Source organism: Neobacillus niacini (assembly GCF_019749295.1).
GTDB classification, from domain to species: Bacteria; Bacillota; Bacilli; order Bacillales; family Cytobacillaceae; genus Neobacillus; species Neobacillus niacini_D.
Window position 1 is genome coordinate 146,079 of the sequence record NZ_JACWFG010000003.1, and the last position, 16,203, is coordinate 162,281.

16 protein-coding genes and 1 riboswitch are annotated in these 16,203 nt (G+C 36.7%); of the genes, 1 reads left to right on the forward strand and 15 read right to left on the reverse strand.

The window, feature by feature from the left end; all coding sequences use genetic code 11:
- Positions 1-79: 79 nt before the first annotated feature.
- The 4 genes from H0184_RS06500 to H0184_RS06515 are packed head-to-tail and all read right to left on the reverse strand — an operon-like array spanning position 80 to position 3,876.
- Positions 80-736 (reverse strand): LysM peptidoglycan-binding domain-containing protein, encoded by a 657-nt coding sequence (locus H0184_RS06500; protein ID WP_221822742.1) that lies wholly within the window; start codon positions 734-736, stop codon positions 80-82.
- Positions 729-1,337, reverse strand: coding sequence for a CPBP family intramembrane glutamic endopeptidase (locus H0184_RS06505; protein ID WP_221822744.1), 609 nt, complete (start codon positions 1,335-1,337; stop codon positions 729-731). Before H0184_RS06505 ends, H0184_RS06500 begins: the two co-directional genes overlap by 8 nt.
- Positions 1,334-2,839, reverse strand: coding sequence for a RecQ family ATP-dependent DNA helicase (locus H0184_RS06510; protein WP_221822769.1), 1,506 nt, complete (start codon positions 2,837-2,839; stop codon positions 1,334-1,336). Before H0184_RS06510 ends, H0184_RS06505 begins: the two co-directional genes overlap by 4 nt.
- Positions 2,830-3,876 carry a YpbB family protein gene (locus H0184_RS06515; RefSeq protein WP_221822771.1) on the reverse strand — a complete coding sequence of 349 codons (1,047 nt, stop codon included), beginning with the start codon at positions 3,874-3,876 and terminating at the stop codon, positions 2,830-2,832. The genes H0184_RS06510 and H0184_RS06515 overlap by 10 nt, the downstream gene beginning before the upstream one ends.
- Positions 3,877-4,109: 233 nt before the next feature.
- Here H0184_RS06515 and H0184_RS06520 point away from each other — a divergent pair, with 233 nt between their 5' ends.
- The gene (locus tag H0184_RS06520) at positions 4,110-4,358 is read left to right on the forward strand and encodes a ferredoxin (protein ID WP_079509594.1); all 249 of its coding nucleotides are present in this window, start codon (positions 4,110-4,112) and stop codon (positions 4,356-4,358) included.
- A gap of 398 nt (positions 4,359-4,756) precedes the next feature.
- Here the strand turns inward: H0184_RS06520 and H0184_RS06525 are convergent, their stop codons facing one another.
- The 11 genes from H0184_RS06525 to H0184_RS06575 form a co-directional block, all read right to left on the reverse strand.
- Positions 4,757-5,326: an ECF transporter S component gene (locus H0184_RS06525; protein ID WP_313771727.1), complete on the reverse strand. Its 570-nt coding sequence runs from the start codon at positions 5,324-5,326 to the stop codon at positions 4,757-4,759.
- A 163-nt stretch (positions 5,327-5,489) separates the two neighbouring features.
- Positions 5,490-5,621: riboswitch (FMN riboswitch) on the reverse strand.
- Between the two features lie 87 nt (positions 5,622-5,708).
- Complete coding sequence (locus tag H0184_RS06530) at positions 5,709-6,431, reverse strand: peptidoglycan DD-metalloendopeptidase family protein (RefSeq protein WP_221822772.1); 723 nt, start codon at positions 6,429-6,431, stop codon at positions 5,709-5,711.
- A gap of 216 nt (positions 6,432-6,647) precedes the next feature.
- Positions 6,648-7,826 carry a GerMN domain-containing protein gene (locus H0184_RS06535; protein ID WP_221822773.1) on the reverse strand — a complete coding sequence of 393 codons (1,179 nt, stop codon included), beginning with the start codon at positions 7,824-7,826 and terminating at the stop codon, positions 6,648-6,650.
- Positions 7,801-8,352: an RNA polymerase sigma factor SigX gene (gene sigX / locus H0184_RS06540; protein ID WP_221822776.1), complete on the reverse strand. Its 552-nt coding sequence runs from the start codon at positions 8,350-8,352 to the stop codon at positions 7,801-7,803. Before sigX ends, H0184_RS06535 begins: the two co-directional genes overlap by 26 nt.
- A 183-nt stretch (positions 8,353-8,535) precedes the next feature.
- The gene (locus H0184_RS06545) at positions 8,536-10,341 is read right to left on the reverse strand and encodes an ATP-binding protein (RefSeq protein WP_221822777.1); all 1,806 of its coding nucleotides are present in this window, start codon (positions 10,339-10,341) and stop codon (positions 8,536-8,538) included.
- On the reverse strand, positions 10,338-11,054 hold the full coding sequence (locus H0184_RS06550) for a response regulator transcription factor (protein WP_221822779.1): 717 nt from the start codon (positions 11,052-11,054) through the stop codon (positions 10,338-10,340). Before H0184_RS06550 ends, H0184_RS06545 begins: the two co-directional genes overlap by 4 nt.
- Positions 11,055-11,228: 174 nt before the next feature.
- Complete coding sequence (ccsB, locus tag H0184_RS06555) at positions 11,229-12,413, reverse strand: c-type cytochrome biogenesis protein CcsB (RefSeq protein ID WP_221822781.1); 1,185 nt, start codon at positions 12,411-12,413, stop codon at positions 11,229-11,231.
- Complete coding sequence (resB, locus tag H0184_RS06560) at positions 12,414-14,045, reverse strand: cytochrome c biogenesis protein ResB (protein WP_221822783.1); 1,632 nt, start codon at positions 14,043-14,045, stop codon at positions 12,414-12,416.
- A gap of 23 nt (positions 14,046-14,068) precedes the next feature.
- The gene (resA, locus tag H0184_RS06565; protein WP_221822785.1) at positions 14,069-14,593 is read right to left on the reverse strand and encodes a thiol-disulfide oxidoreductase ResA; all 525 of its coding nucleotides are present in this window, start codon (positions 14,591-14,593) and stop codon (positions 14,069-14,071) included.
- Between the two features lie 105 nt (positions 14,594-14,698).
- Positions 14,699-15,436 carry a 23S rRNA pseudouridine(2605) synthase RluB gene (gene rluB / locus H0184_RS06570; protein ID WP_221822786.1) on the reverse strand — a complete coding sequence of 246 codons (738 nt, stop codon included), beginning with the start codon at positions 15,434-15,436 and terminating at the stop codon, positions 14,699-14,701.
- 227 nt (positions 15,437-15,663) lie between these two features.
- Positions 15,664-16,200 (reverse strand): spore maturation protein, encoded by a 537-nt coding sequence (locus H0184_RS06575; RefSeq protein WP_221822788.1) that lies wholly within the window; start codon positions 16,198-16,200, stop codon positions 15,664-15,666.
- Positions 16,201-16,203: the final 3 nt, after the last annotated feature.

Sequence of the window (16,203 nt, forward strand, 5' to 3'; positions counted from 1 at the left end):
CACCTCTTTATTATAAATATGAACTTGTCCATAAAAATATGAAATTTTACATAAAAAAAACCGATCAAAAAATGATCGGTCACTTGTTTAATGGTATTTCTAAGACTTGTCCCAGGTAGATTTCATCACCCTTAAGATTGTTTGCTTTTCGGATGACTTCTTCTCCAGCTTTTGAATGATAATATTTCAGAGAAATCCTATAAAGATTTTCTCCCTTTTTAACTGTATGATAAATAACTTTATTTGAATTAGGTTTTGCCGAAACAGGTTCAGTTGAAGTGCCTGCATTTTTATCAGTGCCTTTGTCGGTGGATTCTGTACTCTTTATCGTAGTATCTGGCAGTACAGTCTTTTGAACCTCGATCGCTTCTTCATCACTTTCCACTGTTTTCTCTTCTTCATCAGATTCTGTAGAGCTTTCTGTTTCGGACTTCTCAAAATTAATAACCTCGTAACCAGAAGAGTCCCCGGTGACCTTTTCGGTTCTATTGCTCTTTTTCCCCTCTTCTAGATAGGTATAGGCACTAAATATAACGATTGGCATTAGGATAAAAAATAATACCAATATACGAATAACCGGATATTTTACCTTTAATTTCGTTTTCTTTCTCTTTTCCCTATGAACCTGTTCTCTAGGAGGTAATTGGTCACGAACTTCGTTTGTTTCTTCATTTATTCTTTCTATACGCTGTTTTAGCCTTTCAGCCTGGTCTCTATAAGGTTCTTCTTTATTCATGAAGTAGCCCCTCCTGTGCATCCTTATCGGTGGAGTGTTTATATTTAATGTATAATCCTAATAAAAAATCAATCGTAAAATGCATTACCATTGTAAGAGCTAAATTGTTACTCCATTCATACATGAAACCTATGAAAAAACTGAGGAGAACAATATTAATAAATAAAAACCAATTAAAAAGATATCGATAATGAATGAGTGCAAATATGAGACTTGCGAATATTAGACCAACCTTTGTTTGTATAACTCCTCGGAATAGTAATTCCTCACTTATTGCAACAAATGCTGCAATCCAAGCTATGTGAAGGATGCTCCTATTTCTGAAAATTCTCTCGTTCAAACCGCCATCATCGTAATAAGATGATGGAAGCCATTTCATCAATAGTATATCTACAATGACAACCGCAACCCCAGCAGGTACGCCAATAAGCAAAATTCTGATGTCAGAAAAATCAATAGCCCTCATAAATGAAAATTGGTCAAACAAAATAATACCTGCAGCTACTGTAATGATAAGCAGTAAGATTTGGGTCATGTATAAATGAAAGAGCAGTTCTTTATCTGTTAATCCTTTAATTAATTCATTATATTTATTTTTCATTCACTCAACTCACTATTTAACAGCATATTAGCTAAATAATCCTTCCACATCTTTTCAGTCAAAGGAGTAGTTCGGTCACTTATAGCAGCTTGATATTGACCTAGGTTAATCCCACAAATATCGCAGCAATTCTTTACCTTTCCATTTATATCAGCTTCTTCAAAGTACTCTAGAATTAGATTTCTTCTGCATGATTTTGACTTAATCCACTTTTTCTGAAAGGTAACGCTATCTTTCTTTACTTTTAATCTTTCATTTACAAATTCCTTCAAATTCTGCTTCAACAGCTCTTGATTGGAAGCTCCTAATGGATTTTTGATGAAATCTTGAATAATACGCCATTGTACCTCGGAAAACCCTCCGTACTCTCTTAAATATTGATTAGCCTCTAAGAAATGATGAAGCGGTATTCCAGGTGTAAACTGTGAAAACAGCCAATCAATTTGCTGTTCAGACGGGAGTTCTCCTTCTGCGAGCTGTATCGGAAGCTGCTCATCGCCAGGAGAATAAAGAAGTACCGCAAGACTAGTCTCTCCATCTCGTCCAGCTCTGCCGATTTCTTGCAGATACGATTCAATTTGCATTGGCATATGGTAATGAATGATAAAGCGAATATTTTCCTTATTAACCCCCATACCAAAAGCACTCGTTGCACAAATAACATCTAACTGTCCGTGAATAAATTGCTGTTGAATCAAGATCCTTTGTTCCTGGTCTAACCCGCCATGATAGGCCATAGCTCGGCTTATGCCACTCTCTGCTAATAAAGAGGCTATTTGTTCCGCAATCTTTTTACTTGAAAAATAAATGATTCCTGGTTTTTGCATTTTTCGGACAAGTTCTATCAAGCGTGATTGCTTATCATGATAATTAGGGACCTCCTCAACATAAAAAGCAATATTAGGCCGGTCAATCGTTGATTCAATCTTGTGGTAATTCTGTAAGGAAAGAGACTTGATAATATCCTCTCTTACCTTTTTGGTTGCAGTTGCTGTTAAAGCAAGAGTTAAGGGATTTCCGAGTTTTTTTCGAAAATCGCCGAGCTTAGAATATTCCGGGCGAAAATCGTAACCCCATTGCGAAATACAATGTGCCTCATCCACTACAAATAAAGAAATAGTAAGTGCTTGCAGCCTTTTCATAATAGAAGGCAGACTTAACATTTCTGGTGAGACAAAAATATATTTATATTTTGTTAAATTACGTAATACGTAACCTCTCTTATCCGAATCAAGAAAAGAGTTTAATGCAATTACCCGTTTTTCACCAAATTTCATTAATTGCTCCACCTGATCCTGCATAAGAGATAACAGCGGGGAAATGATTAATATCTGCCCATCAAGACAATACCCTGGAAGTTGGTAACACAATGATTTACCTGTACCTGTTGGAAGCATGGCAAGGGTATGATTCCCTGCAAGTACAGAAGAAATCACTTCCTTTTGCCCCGCTTTAAATGTTTGATAACCAAAATATTTATATAGAAGTTTTTCTAATTCCATTGCCTATCACCATACTTTGCGAGAACGAGTCTAATTTGAAAATAGGAAGCTGTTTTTAATGTATTCCGAATTACTTTAAGCTGCCTAGTAGTTTCTTGCTTTGAGATCTCTAGTATCTTTTGTTGGACTTCTTCTTCAACATAGGGATGAATTGAAAAATCCTTTATATTTAAAGCAAATTCTACAAGATGGTCTTCAATTGTACTTAACTTTAAATTCCTAATTCCTGCTATTTCTTCTGATGTAAAGCCCTGTTTTAAAAGTACCCAGGTTTTTCGAGAAGATAGGGTCAATGAATCATTTTGTTCAAGATTTGTAAGCAGCGACGATAATACCTGGTATCGATCAGGTTGTTCTTCAACAGATTGAATCAAGCAATGGAGAATATTAATAAATGCAAGATGATATTGGTGTATATCCATGTTCAGCATGTTTGCCGTCTGCAAAGGGGTTAATCCAATTCGATTGTTCCCTGTTAATCGAAAAACAAGTACGGAAGGTTTGATATCCTTTGCCTGTTCAAGACAATCCACTAATTCCAAAAAGAGGCTTTCTCCCAGCTTCTGCTTGGGTATGGTGTTTGATTTTAAAATCTCTTTCAACCAGTTATGAACCTCAATATTCTTTTGAATTGGGATATATTTTGTTTCTTGGAATGTAAAGTTGGATGCAACTTGTACTAGCAGGGAAAGTCTTTCCCACACTAACATTGTATAAGGTTGATACCTCCACCCATTTATATAGCGGGGCTGTGGATTTTGTATTAAGTACTCTCTTCCAGCTGTTGTTAGAAGGTACCGCTGCTCTCCACAGACTTCCACCAGTTTTTTCGAGAGTATATTGTTAAATATTTCATCAAAAGATTCGCGTGTTAATGGTTCCAGGATTCGGAAGTACCTCTTAAGAGAAAACAAATGAGCATCCTGAAGTGTTTGAGATGACTTTTTTCCATTTAAAAGATGATAGATGGAATAAATTGTTCTTTCACCATTTATTTGTTTCAAACAATATAATAAAATGTTTTCAATTTCACACATTCCATTCCACCACTTTTTGCTCATAATCGACAAAATTACCTATTTTTCTATCCCTATTCTATCATGAAAGTAGAAATCATGTTGCTAAAAAATGTGGAAGATTAGGGAATCCAAATTCTATAGAGTATTTTTCTATTGAAAAGTTATTGATTCAGTTTTACAATAGGTATGAGTAATGCGTTTCCATTTTTATATGGATGTAGTAAGTTATTTTATTGGGAGGTTTTTTTTTCATGGCAAAGTATACGATTGTTGACAAAGAAACTTGCATTGCATGCGGAGCATGCGGCGCAGCGGCACCAGATATTTACGATTATGATGATGAGGGTATTGCATTCGTAACTCTAGATGATAATGAGGGTATTGTAGAAATCCCTGATGTATTAATTGATGATATGATGGATGCTTTTGAAGGCTGTCCAACAGATTCAATCAAAGTTGCAGACGAACCATTTGATGGAGACGCAACTAAATTCGAATAATATTTTGTCGTTGAAATATTGTTAAGCTGCTACCCCCGCCATATGATGGCGGGTTTTTTATTTTTGGGATCTGTTGTTATTCATTGTTGTTTTTCGTGCAGGGGTAAGAATTCATAGGCGGAGAATTTCCGGCTATTGTTTATAGAGGAACCTTTAGAAGCAGTTATTAGCGGAGATATTCCGCTTAATTGCTTTAAATAAGACAAATTACAAGGATTTGGATACAATAAGTGGAAAAACTCCGCCTATTATTAAGGAAATATGGGTATTTCCCAATTTAAACGGAAATTCTCCGCTTATGTTCCAAACACAGTGAAAACAACATTAAGTTTTAACAGAGCCTATTTTTTAAGGCGCGTAAAAAAAGAAACCTGGAACTCAGGTTTCTTTTTTGACTATTAAGCACTTTTTACAATGGATATTTTATTAATCCATGACTGTAATCTAATAAATAACAGCATGAATATGGAAGACATGATTATGCCCTTAATGATATTGAAAGGCAGTATAGCCGGTACCACTAAATTACGCATATCAGGAAACTTCAACAGTGAGGTGTAAGCCGGTAAAATAAATAAGTAATTTAAAATACTCATCATTACGGCCATAATAAGGGTTCCTGCAATTAATGCAAGCGTCATCCCTTTTCTAGTTCTCATTTTGTTGTAAACGTAATAAGCAGGCAATACAAACAGAATACCAGCTAGGAAATTAGCAATATGGCCAACTGGAATTCCCGTAGCACTTCCAGTTGCAAGATAATTGAGTGCGTTCTTGAAAAACTCAACCAATATTCCTGCGACAGGTCCAAAAATTAATGCAGCGACTAATGCTGGGATATCGCTGAAATCAATAAATAAGAAATTTGGAAATGGCGGGAGCGGGAAATTTATCAGCATTAAAAGATATGCGATACTGCTCAGCATTCCAATTGATACAATTGCTTTGACACTCATTTTTTTCTTCATTTTCCTCTCTCCTTGTTGATCCATCAAGTTAGGAAGAGAGGTTCAGCAGCTTTTAAGATGTCCTAGTAAAATAAAAAACCTCAAGAAAATAATCTTGAGGGAGTTTATGAAGGCACACTTAATAAACGTTCAATAAACCAGCATTTTTTGAACGTCGCAGAACCTCCATCTTCTCCCATCCAGACTATACTGTCGGCTTTGGAATCACACCAAATCCTGCCATAAAGGCTCGCGGGCTCAAGAGTTTTACTCTAATACCGCCGATCGGGAATTTCACCCTGCCCCGAAGATAGATCGATATTTAATTTCTATTTTATTATACTAGTAAAAAAAAGGTTTGAAAAGAAAAAAAACTAACCGAATGTGACGGTTAGCGAAACTACTACTGTTGTATGACTAAGACTTGTTCAGGTATTATTAGGTCTGTTTTAAGCTGATTGACTTCTTTTAATTGTATAACTGAGAGATTGCTTTTCTTTGCGATGGAGGATAGGGTATCTCCTGCCTGCACAATATAACGTACCTTATCACCTTTAATATTCGTACTAGCTGCAAGACTCTCAGTACTGCCTGTCTTTCCACCCATTACGGTTGAACCGACCTCAGTATAACCAAGCAGCATTTCAGGATCGATTGCATTTTTCTTATCAAATGTCCATGCTATTTGATGACTCTCAAAGTGTAGATGAACACCTGTTGATTCACCTGTCCTCCCCATCGTCCCAATTCTGTCGCCCTGATTTATTTCCTGTCCAGCTTGTACAAGTCGATTATTTAAGTGGGCATATACTGTAACATAGTTACTTGGGTGCTTAATAAATATCACATTCCCATATGTCTGTGAATAATAAGATTTATCCACTACCCCTTTCTCCACAGCTATAATAGGAGAATTTAATCTGCCCGCTATATCAATTCCCTTATGTGTTCCATGTCTTGTTCCATATGTATCGGATATGACACCATCTGCAGGCCATATCCACCCTTCTTTAATCTCTCTTGATTCCTGCATACTCGCTTCAGTCTGCTTGCCGCCTAAAAACAATAAGCTGACACAAAGCGCCATAATTGCGGCAATTAAAAGCCGCCTTATGTAGTCTCGCATTTGATTTTTTTCCTCCTTAATCATGTCCTCTCTACCAAACACCATATGTTCAGCAGTTATTGTTTAGAACATCGAGTTGGTCAGAGCGGTTAAGCATACTTGTTATAATTTGGAGAGAAATGGTTTTTTATTCATATTATCTAGAAAAGTGTAAGTCGCATTTAAGTAAACATAGAAAAGACTAACCTTGTACAGGTTAATCTTTTTCAACTTATATTATTGGATTGGGCGATGATTAGGTGCTAATGGTACTTTCATTTCCTTTGTTAAATCAAACGGTCCTAGAAAATTAATTGGTGCGTTTAATACTGTTATTGTCTCGATTCCAAATTCCTTTGCTGTTAATAAAATTGCTTCGTAAGAATAAACCGCTGCTTGGTTATTCTCCATTGTAGTGTTTTCATCCATAGTGATGATTAATTTATTATCTTCAATTGTAAATTCCTTAAGAGGGAAGCCAGGAACGAGTGAAGCAGCTAACCCCTGCTGTTGATCGGATTTCATCGCTTCAAATGCAGCATTAATATCAAGATAGGTCTCAGTTGAAGGAACCAGATAGGCGGTATCTAATCCATCAGGGGTATATAAGAAATAGGCATGTTTTCCTTCAGGATTAACCTCTATTTCTTCAATTACCCCATAGTTCCCAAGCTCTATTCCCGGCTGTCCGTTGGTAGTGAATACTATTTTATTCACCTGACTATTCGCAGCAATGTTTTTCTTTAATGAATCAATAAACATTGTTTCAGACGCAGAACCTTGCCCGTATTTATGATCATTAGGCACGTCAACAATAACTGTGTTATTATCCAATTCCAACTTAGCATTTATAGGATAATAGTCAGTTAATCCCCATTCCTCTTCATTTAAAAGTTCCATCGATTCAGTAAAGTTCGTTAACCAATCCTTATTATTATCTGGAGTAACGAGAATAGAAACAGGAACGAGAATTTGTATTTGCGAATCAGGAATCCAATAAGTAAATACTGTCCCCGCGGCTGTGTCTTCTTCATATACAGCAGTTTTATTGCTAGGTGTCATCGACATTTTAGGCTCTGCATCTGATATACCAATCTCATTTTGTTCCGAGTCATCTTGTTTCCTCAAATCAGAAGAGTTATCCTCAGAAATACTTATTTTTTCCTCACTTGACGATTCTTCCTGTTTTGCGCTATCCAAAGAATATTGTGTTCCATCAAATAGTTTAGGAACTAATAAGAAAAAAAGGAATAAGGCGGCGGCTGCTGCTAATCCAGGAATAATCCATGCTGGCCTTTTTCTCTTTTTTAAGGAAATGTTTTGGTATATGTCACGAGGATTGCGATGGTCTTGTATTCTAGGCATTTCTCTTAGTAATTCTTCGAGCTGTTTATCGCTCCACTCTGACTTCTTCACTCTCTATTCCCTCCTTTTCATTAAATAATTCCATGTACTTCTTCAATACCTTCAATGCACGATGTTGAGTTGTTTTTACTTTGCTTTCCGTCCAACCTAGTGCTTGTGCAGTTTCAGTTATAGATAAATCGTTTAAAAAACGCAAAATGACAACTGAGCGTTGATCGACAGTACAGTGATCCAGACATTGATAAATCCATTTGATTTCTTCTTTTTGGATGGTAATTTCTTCTGGAATCGGATGCTCATCCTTTACTTGGCTCGAAGACCAATCAAATTTTTCAAGGAGTCTTCCTTTCCATCCTTTTTGCTTACGAAATGAATCAATGGCAACATTTCGCGCAATAGAAAATAACCAGGTTTTTTCACTGCTTTTTCCTTCAAAGCGATGATGAGACTTAAACACCCTGATATATACTTCTTGAACTAGATCCTCAGCCTGTTCTTTATTTCTAACCATATAAAAAAGAAATTGAAAAACATCATGATGATATTTTTGGTAGAGTTCTTCGAAAACGGAGTCCATCCATTCCCCTCCCCGTTCATAGAATTAGTCGATACTTATGTACAAAAAGTTTCACATTTTAAATATAGACTTTTTATTATTAAAAGTGAAGGCAAAACAAAAAACTCACCCTTTTAGATGAGTTTATCGTTATTTAAAGGTCTCCTGCTCCAGGTGCCTCAACTCTTAATTGTTCCTCGTGAATCAAGAGAAATCGCCATTTTTTTCTTTTTTTCGTGGAAGCAAGAAGGTAAATGTCGTTCCTTGTCCAATTTTACTTTGTACAGATATATGACCATGATGGGCATCTATGATGTTTTTAACAATAGCTAGTCCTAATCCAGTACCGGCTCTGCCTCTAGTTCTTGCTTTATCTGCTTTATAAAAACGTTCAAACACGAATGGCAAATCTTCCTCTGGAATACCAGATCCAGAATCAGAAACTTCTACTTTAATACCGAAATCATCATCTCTAACACGCAGCTTAACTGAACCGCCTTGTGGCGTGTGTCTGATAGCATTATCAATTAAATTAGTTAACACTTGTTCGATGCGGTCTGGATCAAATAATATGCTGGGAATATTATTATCTAATTCAGCACTAAGTTGTATCTCATTGTCTTTTGCCAGACCTTGAAACTTGTATACTATTCTATTCATAAAAGCAGGCAGACTCACTTCATCATAGCTTAATTGAATATGCCCAGCTTCCATTCTTGCTAGATCAAGTAATTCATTTACAAGCCGGCCCATTCTTAATGATTCATCATAGATAACCTTTGCCATTTCCTTTTTCTCTTCCTGAGATTCAGCGATATCATCAACAATGGCTTCACTATAACCCTGTAACATGGAAATCGGTGTTCTAAGTTCATGAGAAACATTTGCAATAAAGTCTTTCCTCATTTTTTCTAATACCCGTTCTTCTGTCATATCTCGAAGTACCGCAACTGCTCCTCGAATAAATCGGTTGCTGTATAGTGGACTAACCAATATTACCCAGTGACGGCCTTGAAGAGAAATTTCCCCCACCTGCTCTGTTTCTGTGTTCACAGCTAGTTGAAAAAGCTCCATTACTTGAGTTGGAATTTCTTCGGAAGGAGAGCCAGCACCACCTTTTTCATAGTACCAATATTGTAAAAATCGGTCAGCTGGTGGATTGCTAATTAAAATCGTACCATCTCTGTTAAAGGTAATAACACCATCCGCCATACTACTCAAGATACTCGAGAGCTGTTCTTTTTCCTGACTCAGGGCATTCATATTGAACTTTAATTGTCGGCCCATCTGGTTAAATGCCGTGGCAAGTTCCCCAATTTCATCGTGAGTTAGAATAGGTACTTTTGTATCAAATTTCCCTCTTGCCACTTCAAACGCTGCCTCTCTCATTTTCCTTAACGGGGCAGTTATCCTCGTTGATAAAAAGAAGGCAAATATAGTTGTTAGGATAATAGCGACACCTGCAACAAGTAATATAAAATTAGTTGTTGAACGTGTAGTTTCTTGAATTATCTCCAAAGATTGATAGATAAATACTGCGCCATTTTGCCCATTATCAACGTGCAGCGGAACACCGATTATCGAGAACTTCGCAATATCCTTATTTGAATTATCAGTTGAAAGCTTTGAAACCTTTTCAACAATAATGTCATCCTCAAAGACTTTTGACAATTCAACATCATTACGTATATCTGAAACCGATAATTTCACTGATTTCTCAGAGCCGGGAGAGTAATAAACCTCTTTGTCATTTTTAATTATGACTACTTTGGTGAAGTCATCTATTATTTCCCAAGAGATTTCTAATCCTAAGGAAAATTGCTCATCCGGATGAGTTTCCAACACATTCGCTATTTTCTCAGCTTGATGAGTTAAGTTATTTTTGGTTTCCGTAATTTTATTATTCTCAAAAAATTCAAGGAGCATTACCGTTAAAATGAAAAGTATAAAGGCAACCAAAAATATGATGGTAAACCAAAGCTTACCAACTACACTGCGTAAGAAGGTCATTCATTAACGACCTCAAATTTATAACCTACGCCCCAAACAGTTACAATCATTCTTGCAGCCTGCTCAGAGACTTTATTTAACTTTTCACGAAGACGCTTAACGTGTGTGTCAACCGTACGTAAATCTCCAAAAAACTCATAATGCCATACTTCTTTCAATAATTGCTCCCGGTCAAAAACCTTGTCAGGTGCTTTAGCAAGGAAATATAATAATTCATATTCTTTTGGAGTTAAACTTACTTCTTTACCATCTGCTAAAACCCTATGTGCGTCATTGTCAATTGTTAAATGCGGGAACACTATAACATCCTTTGTAGTTGTTTCTGTTTGAAGATAACTAGTTTGAGAAGACCTTCTTAACAGAGCTTTTACTCGTAATACCACTTCTCTAGGGCTGAATGGCTTAACAATATAATCGTCTGTACCCACTTCAAACCCCTGTACACGGTTTACCTCTTCACCTTTAGCTGTTAACATGATAACAGGTGTAGCTTTCTTTTCTCTTAGTTCACGGCAAACCTCTAGTCCGTCCTTACCAGGCATCATTAAGTCTAAAAGAATTACATCATAATCATTAGCAATCGCTTTCGTTAACGCTTCATTTCCATCCTCTGCTTCATCTATGGTATATTCCTCACGCTCTAAATACATCTTTAATAAACGCCTGATTCTTTCCTCGTCGTCCACTACTAAAATCTTCACGTCTTTATCCATTAATAATCCCCCCATGCAGTTATTTTACAAAATGTGACTATTTTAATCTATAACTAAGCGAAATTGTCTCAACAAAATGTGACTATTTTTTGACAAACAAGCTTTTTTCTATATAAAAATGTGCAAAATAGCCTTTACTTGGAAAAAGTAAAGGCTATAAAGTTAAATATATCATTATCCTGCGTAAGAATGAAGTCCTGCAATAACTAAGTTAACAGCTACCAAATTAAACATGATAATGACAAAACCGATAACCGCCAGCCAGGCTGATTTCTCCCCGTGCCATCCCTTAGAAAGACGAAGATGTAAAAAGGCTGCGTAGAATAACCATGTTATTAACGCCCAAACCTCTTTAGGATCCCAGCCCCAGAATCTTGTCCAGGCAATTTGTGCCCAAATCATCGCAAAAATCAAAGCTCCTAACGTAAATACAGGGAACCCGATTAATACAGACCGATAGCTTATTTCATCTACAAAGTCGAGATTAATGTTTTTTACTAAAGGCTGAAGTGCGGCAGAAATACGTTTTCTCAGGATTAATCGTATTAAACCATACAGGATAAAACCACCTATAAACGACCAAATAACAGAATTCATTTTCTTCGCATTTATCAACGCAGGCATTTCCACAAGCGGTTCAAATTTTCCGCTGGTTAGGAGTTCCCCTTCATGAGGGCCAGTAATCGCTGGCATAGTGTATTCAATTTTTGCTTCACTGTCATTCTTATCAATCCAACTAAATTCAGCTTTATAATCCATTGCCGAGAATAAAGTGGAAACAAGAACAAATCCTAATGTTGTTACTAACCCAAACATGACAGCTTCAAGCCAGAAGGTCCTCTTGCTCGCTTTAGATTGATCAATTACCTTTACTAGATAAATCAATCCGGCTGCAAAGCTGATTGCTAATATTGCCTCTCCTAAAGCTGCAGTCGTAACATGGATGTGAAGCCAGTCACTTTGCAATGCAGGTATTAATGGAGAGATATCTCTTGGAAACATACTTGCATAAGCAATTACAAGTATTGCAACTGGCATAGTGAATAATCCTAGAAGCGGTGTTCGATAAATAAAATAAATAACGATAAATGCTCCGACAAGACACATTCCAAAAAAGGTTGTAAATTCAAATAAATTACTTACAGGAGCATGTCCTGCTGCAATCCATCTAGTAATAAAGTATCCAACCTGAGATATAAATCCAATAATTGTTAAAAAGACGGCAATTTTCCCCCATCGATTTGTATCTTTCTTTTCCCCGGTGTTCTTCTTAGCCTTGATAGCCCCGCCAAAGAAGAGGGTCGCTGCTAAATAAAGAATAAATGCAATATATAGTAAATTACTACTTAGTGTTACCAATTAGACACCCTCCTTATCCATTCTTTCCCTTTGTACTTGATCATTAGGAATAGTAAGTTTTGTTTCCGTTAGTACGAATTCTATTTCTCTTTTTAATCCAAACCAATTCTTATTGGTATGTGCGGCAATCCAAATTTTTCCGTCTTTGTTTTGTACCCAAATTCTACGATGATTCCAGTATGCACCTTGGATTACCCCAATCATAAAGAGAATTCCACCAACAATAATAATCCAAATCGTTAAGTCTTTACGGACAGTCAAAGCAGTAACATTTTTAGTTTCAATACCTTTGAAAGCCATTTTATATTGGTTATCCCCTAATGGCTCAATGGTTTGTTGAATGGCAACAAAACTCGTTTCCCCTTTTGGTACTTCAGGTGAAATCATTTTGAATACAAAGGCAGGATTATTGGGTATACGTGATTTAGTTGTCGGCTCTCCATCTTCTCCAAATTCAAAGTCTGGGAAAAAACTTAAGACCTCAACGGCATAACCATTTTCAAGGTCATATTTAGGCTTTGGATCATAAAGATTAACTTTTATGTCACCAAATGTTTTGCCTGAATCTTTGTTTGTTAAAGAGAAGGACATTGTATTTAATTCATCCAGCTTGTAGTCTACTTGGTATAAAGCAAACCTTTCAAATTTTAATGGCTGATTCACTTTAATTTTGTGTTCTTTGACTTTTTCTAATTCTGGCTTTTCTCCAGGAATTGCCGGACCGACTCTTTTATAAAGTACAGCATTTGTCTGATAATTTTTCACAACCATTCCAGCACGATCAATTGCTGCTTCAAACGTTTTGTCTTTTTCTTTATCATAATTTTCAAGAATAAACTTTTCGTTTGCAACATAGTATTGTCCATCTGTTTCTGGGACAACCTTTGTTTCACCTTCACGCAGCCATAAGACTTTATCAATATACATACCAGGAACAAATCGCAGCATTCCGCCTATTAAGAATATTATTAATCCCACATGGTTCACATAAGGACCCCAACGAGAAAAACGATTTTTTTCAGCGAGCAAATCTCCATTTTCTTCCCTTACATGATAACGCTTGGATTTTAATCGTTCTTTTACGGCTGTTAAGTCCTGTTGGTCCCCATTCTCACTTATCCCAAATAAACGCTGACGCTTTAAAAATCCTTCATGTCTTGTTACTCTTTGGGCCTTTAAAGCCTTATACAATGGCACTACCCTATCAAGACTACAAATCACAAGCGAGATACCTATCATGGCTATTAGGATTAGATACCACCAAGAACTATATAAATTATTAAAGCCAAGTACATAGTATAACTTCCCAAACCATCCGTACTGATCTTCGTAATATTCTTCAGCTGGCATAGTAGGTGGTATGTACATTTCCTGTGGAAGAATTGTCCCAGCTGCTGAAGCAACTAATGTGATGACGATGAGCCATACACCTACTTTGACGGATGAAAAAAAGTTCCATATTTTATCAATTATGGACTTATTATATGTCTGTGAGCGGCGGGCACTGCCTTCATATCGCATATCTAACAGTGGTTGATCTTGTGATTGTTCAACTAGAACTTTCCCGCATGCCTCACACAATACGGTCCCGTGTGGATTTACATGTCCGCATTCACATTTAACATCTTTCATTACAAAAAACTCCCTACAACCCCTTAAGGTTTAATTTTCTCCATAAACTCCCTTACAGTTGCTTCTGTTAACGTTCCAGTATGATACTTAACTACTTTTCCATCCTTATCAATCAAAAAGGTTGCCGGAAGCGGATTAATACCATATGCCGCTTGAACCTGCCCGTCTTTATCAATAACATTAGGAAAATCAAGCTTCTTGCGTTCTATAAATCGGTTAACTGCTAATTCAGACTCACTCACGTTAACAGCCAGCACTGTTACACCCTTATCTTTATAATGATTATATTGATTATTAATATAAGGCATCTCAGCTTCACATGGTTTACACCAGGTTCCCCAAAAATTCAAGAATACCCCTTGGCCTTTATAATCAGATAGCTTATGCTTTTCGCCTTGCATATCAACCAACACAAAATCAGGCGCTTGTTTTCCAACTTCCACTTTCATTCTATTGTCCTTCGTCAGGTTGGCATAAAGTGTGTAGGCTACGGCAGAGGCTAAAACCAATAAGATGATCGCCCTCATTACTAATCGCCGTTTTTTCAAAGTTCTCCCTCCCTGAAAGTCACAATTATGAGACACAGTTTATCTAAATTATATCATTTAGCACTGTGCCTATAGTAAATACTCCTTATTACAATTGTGACATCTTTATGAATTTTTTTTAGTTGACTCTAGTGACAGCCCTCTTAGTAACTTCACTTCATGGTGTGTTAACTCTCTAGCATCCCCGGCTGAAAGACCATGTAAAGTTAAAAAGCCATAACGTTCTCGTTTTAATTTCAGAACCTCATGTCCAATGGCTTCAAACATTCTCCTAACCTGACGATTCCGTCCTTCATGGATGATGATTTCAATGATAGCAGTTTGTTTTTGCTTATCTACTGAGAGCATCTTGACCTTTGCCGGAGCTGTTTTACCATCTTCAAGATGAATTCCTCTCTCTAACTTCCGAAGATTTTCCTTGGACGGAATACCTTTCGATTTTACTACATAAACTTTATCTATTTGATTCCTTGGGTGCATAAGTAAATTAGCAAATTCCCCATCATTTGTTAACAGCAATAATCCTGAAGTATCATAATCAAGACGTCCTACCGGGAAAATACGCTCTTGCTGATATGGAAAGAAATCCGTGACCACCTTCCTCCCTTTATCATCACTTACACTCGATATAACTCCTCTTGGTTTATACAATAGAAAATAAACAGGTTCCTCTTTTTCAATTTGTACCCCGTTAACTTCAACTTTGTCAGATGGTGTGACTTTCACCCCAAGCTCCGTTATTACCTTTCCATTGACCTTAACTCTTCCTTCTTTAATTAATTCTTCAGACTTCCTTCTGGAAGCAATTCCTGCTCGTGCAATTACTTTTTGCAATCTTTCCAATATGATCCACCTCAGCTGTTTACCTTTATTTTGAATACTGGATGCAGTGCACCACAGTTTGTAGGAAACAAATTTGTTATTCTTCCCTAATGAATTATGACACAAAATTGCCCTTTTTCAAAGTAACGGCCTTTCTTTTGCATGAAATACAAAAAAGCAGGCTCCTATTTATGAAAACTCTCCTAGGAACCTGCTTATTTATTTATAAACCATCTCTTAACAATCATCTACTGTGCACCGAATACTAGGACTACGACCACAATCGCTGCAATAATTCCCACTACATCTGCAAGCAGGCCAACCTTAAGGGCATCGCCCATTTTTTTGATTCCGACAGCTCCGAAATATACTGTTAACACATAAAAAGTCGTATCTGTACTTCCCTGAAGAACTGAAGCTAGTCTCCCAATAAATGAATCCGGCCCATAAACAGCAATTAAATCACTGGTCATACCAAGCGCAGCTGTGCCCGAAATTGGTCTAATTAAAATAAGGGGAACAATTTCTGCAGGGACTCCGATTGCTTCCATCGCTGGTCTAATCCAATTCATCAACGCTTCTAGAGCACCTGATGCACGAAAGACAGTAATTGCTACAAGCATTCCTACTAAAAATGGAATAATCGAAACAGCAATTTTGATACCTTCTTTTCCACCCTCAACGAAACTTTCATATGTTGGTACTTGTTTAATCGTTCCGTAAAGAAGGATAAAACCAATTAATACAGGGATAAAACCTAGGGAAATAAGCGAAAGAAATTCCATGCT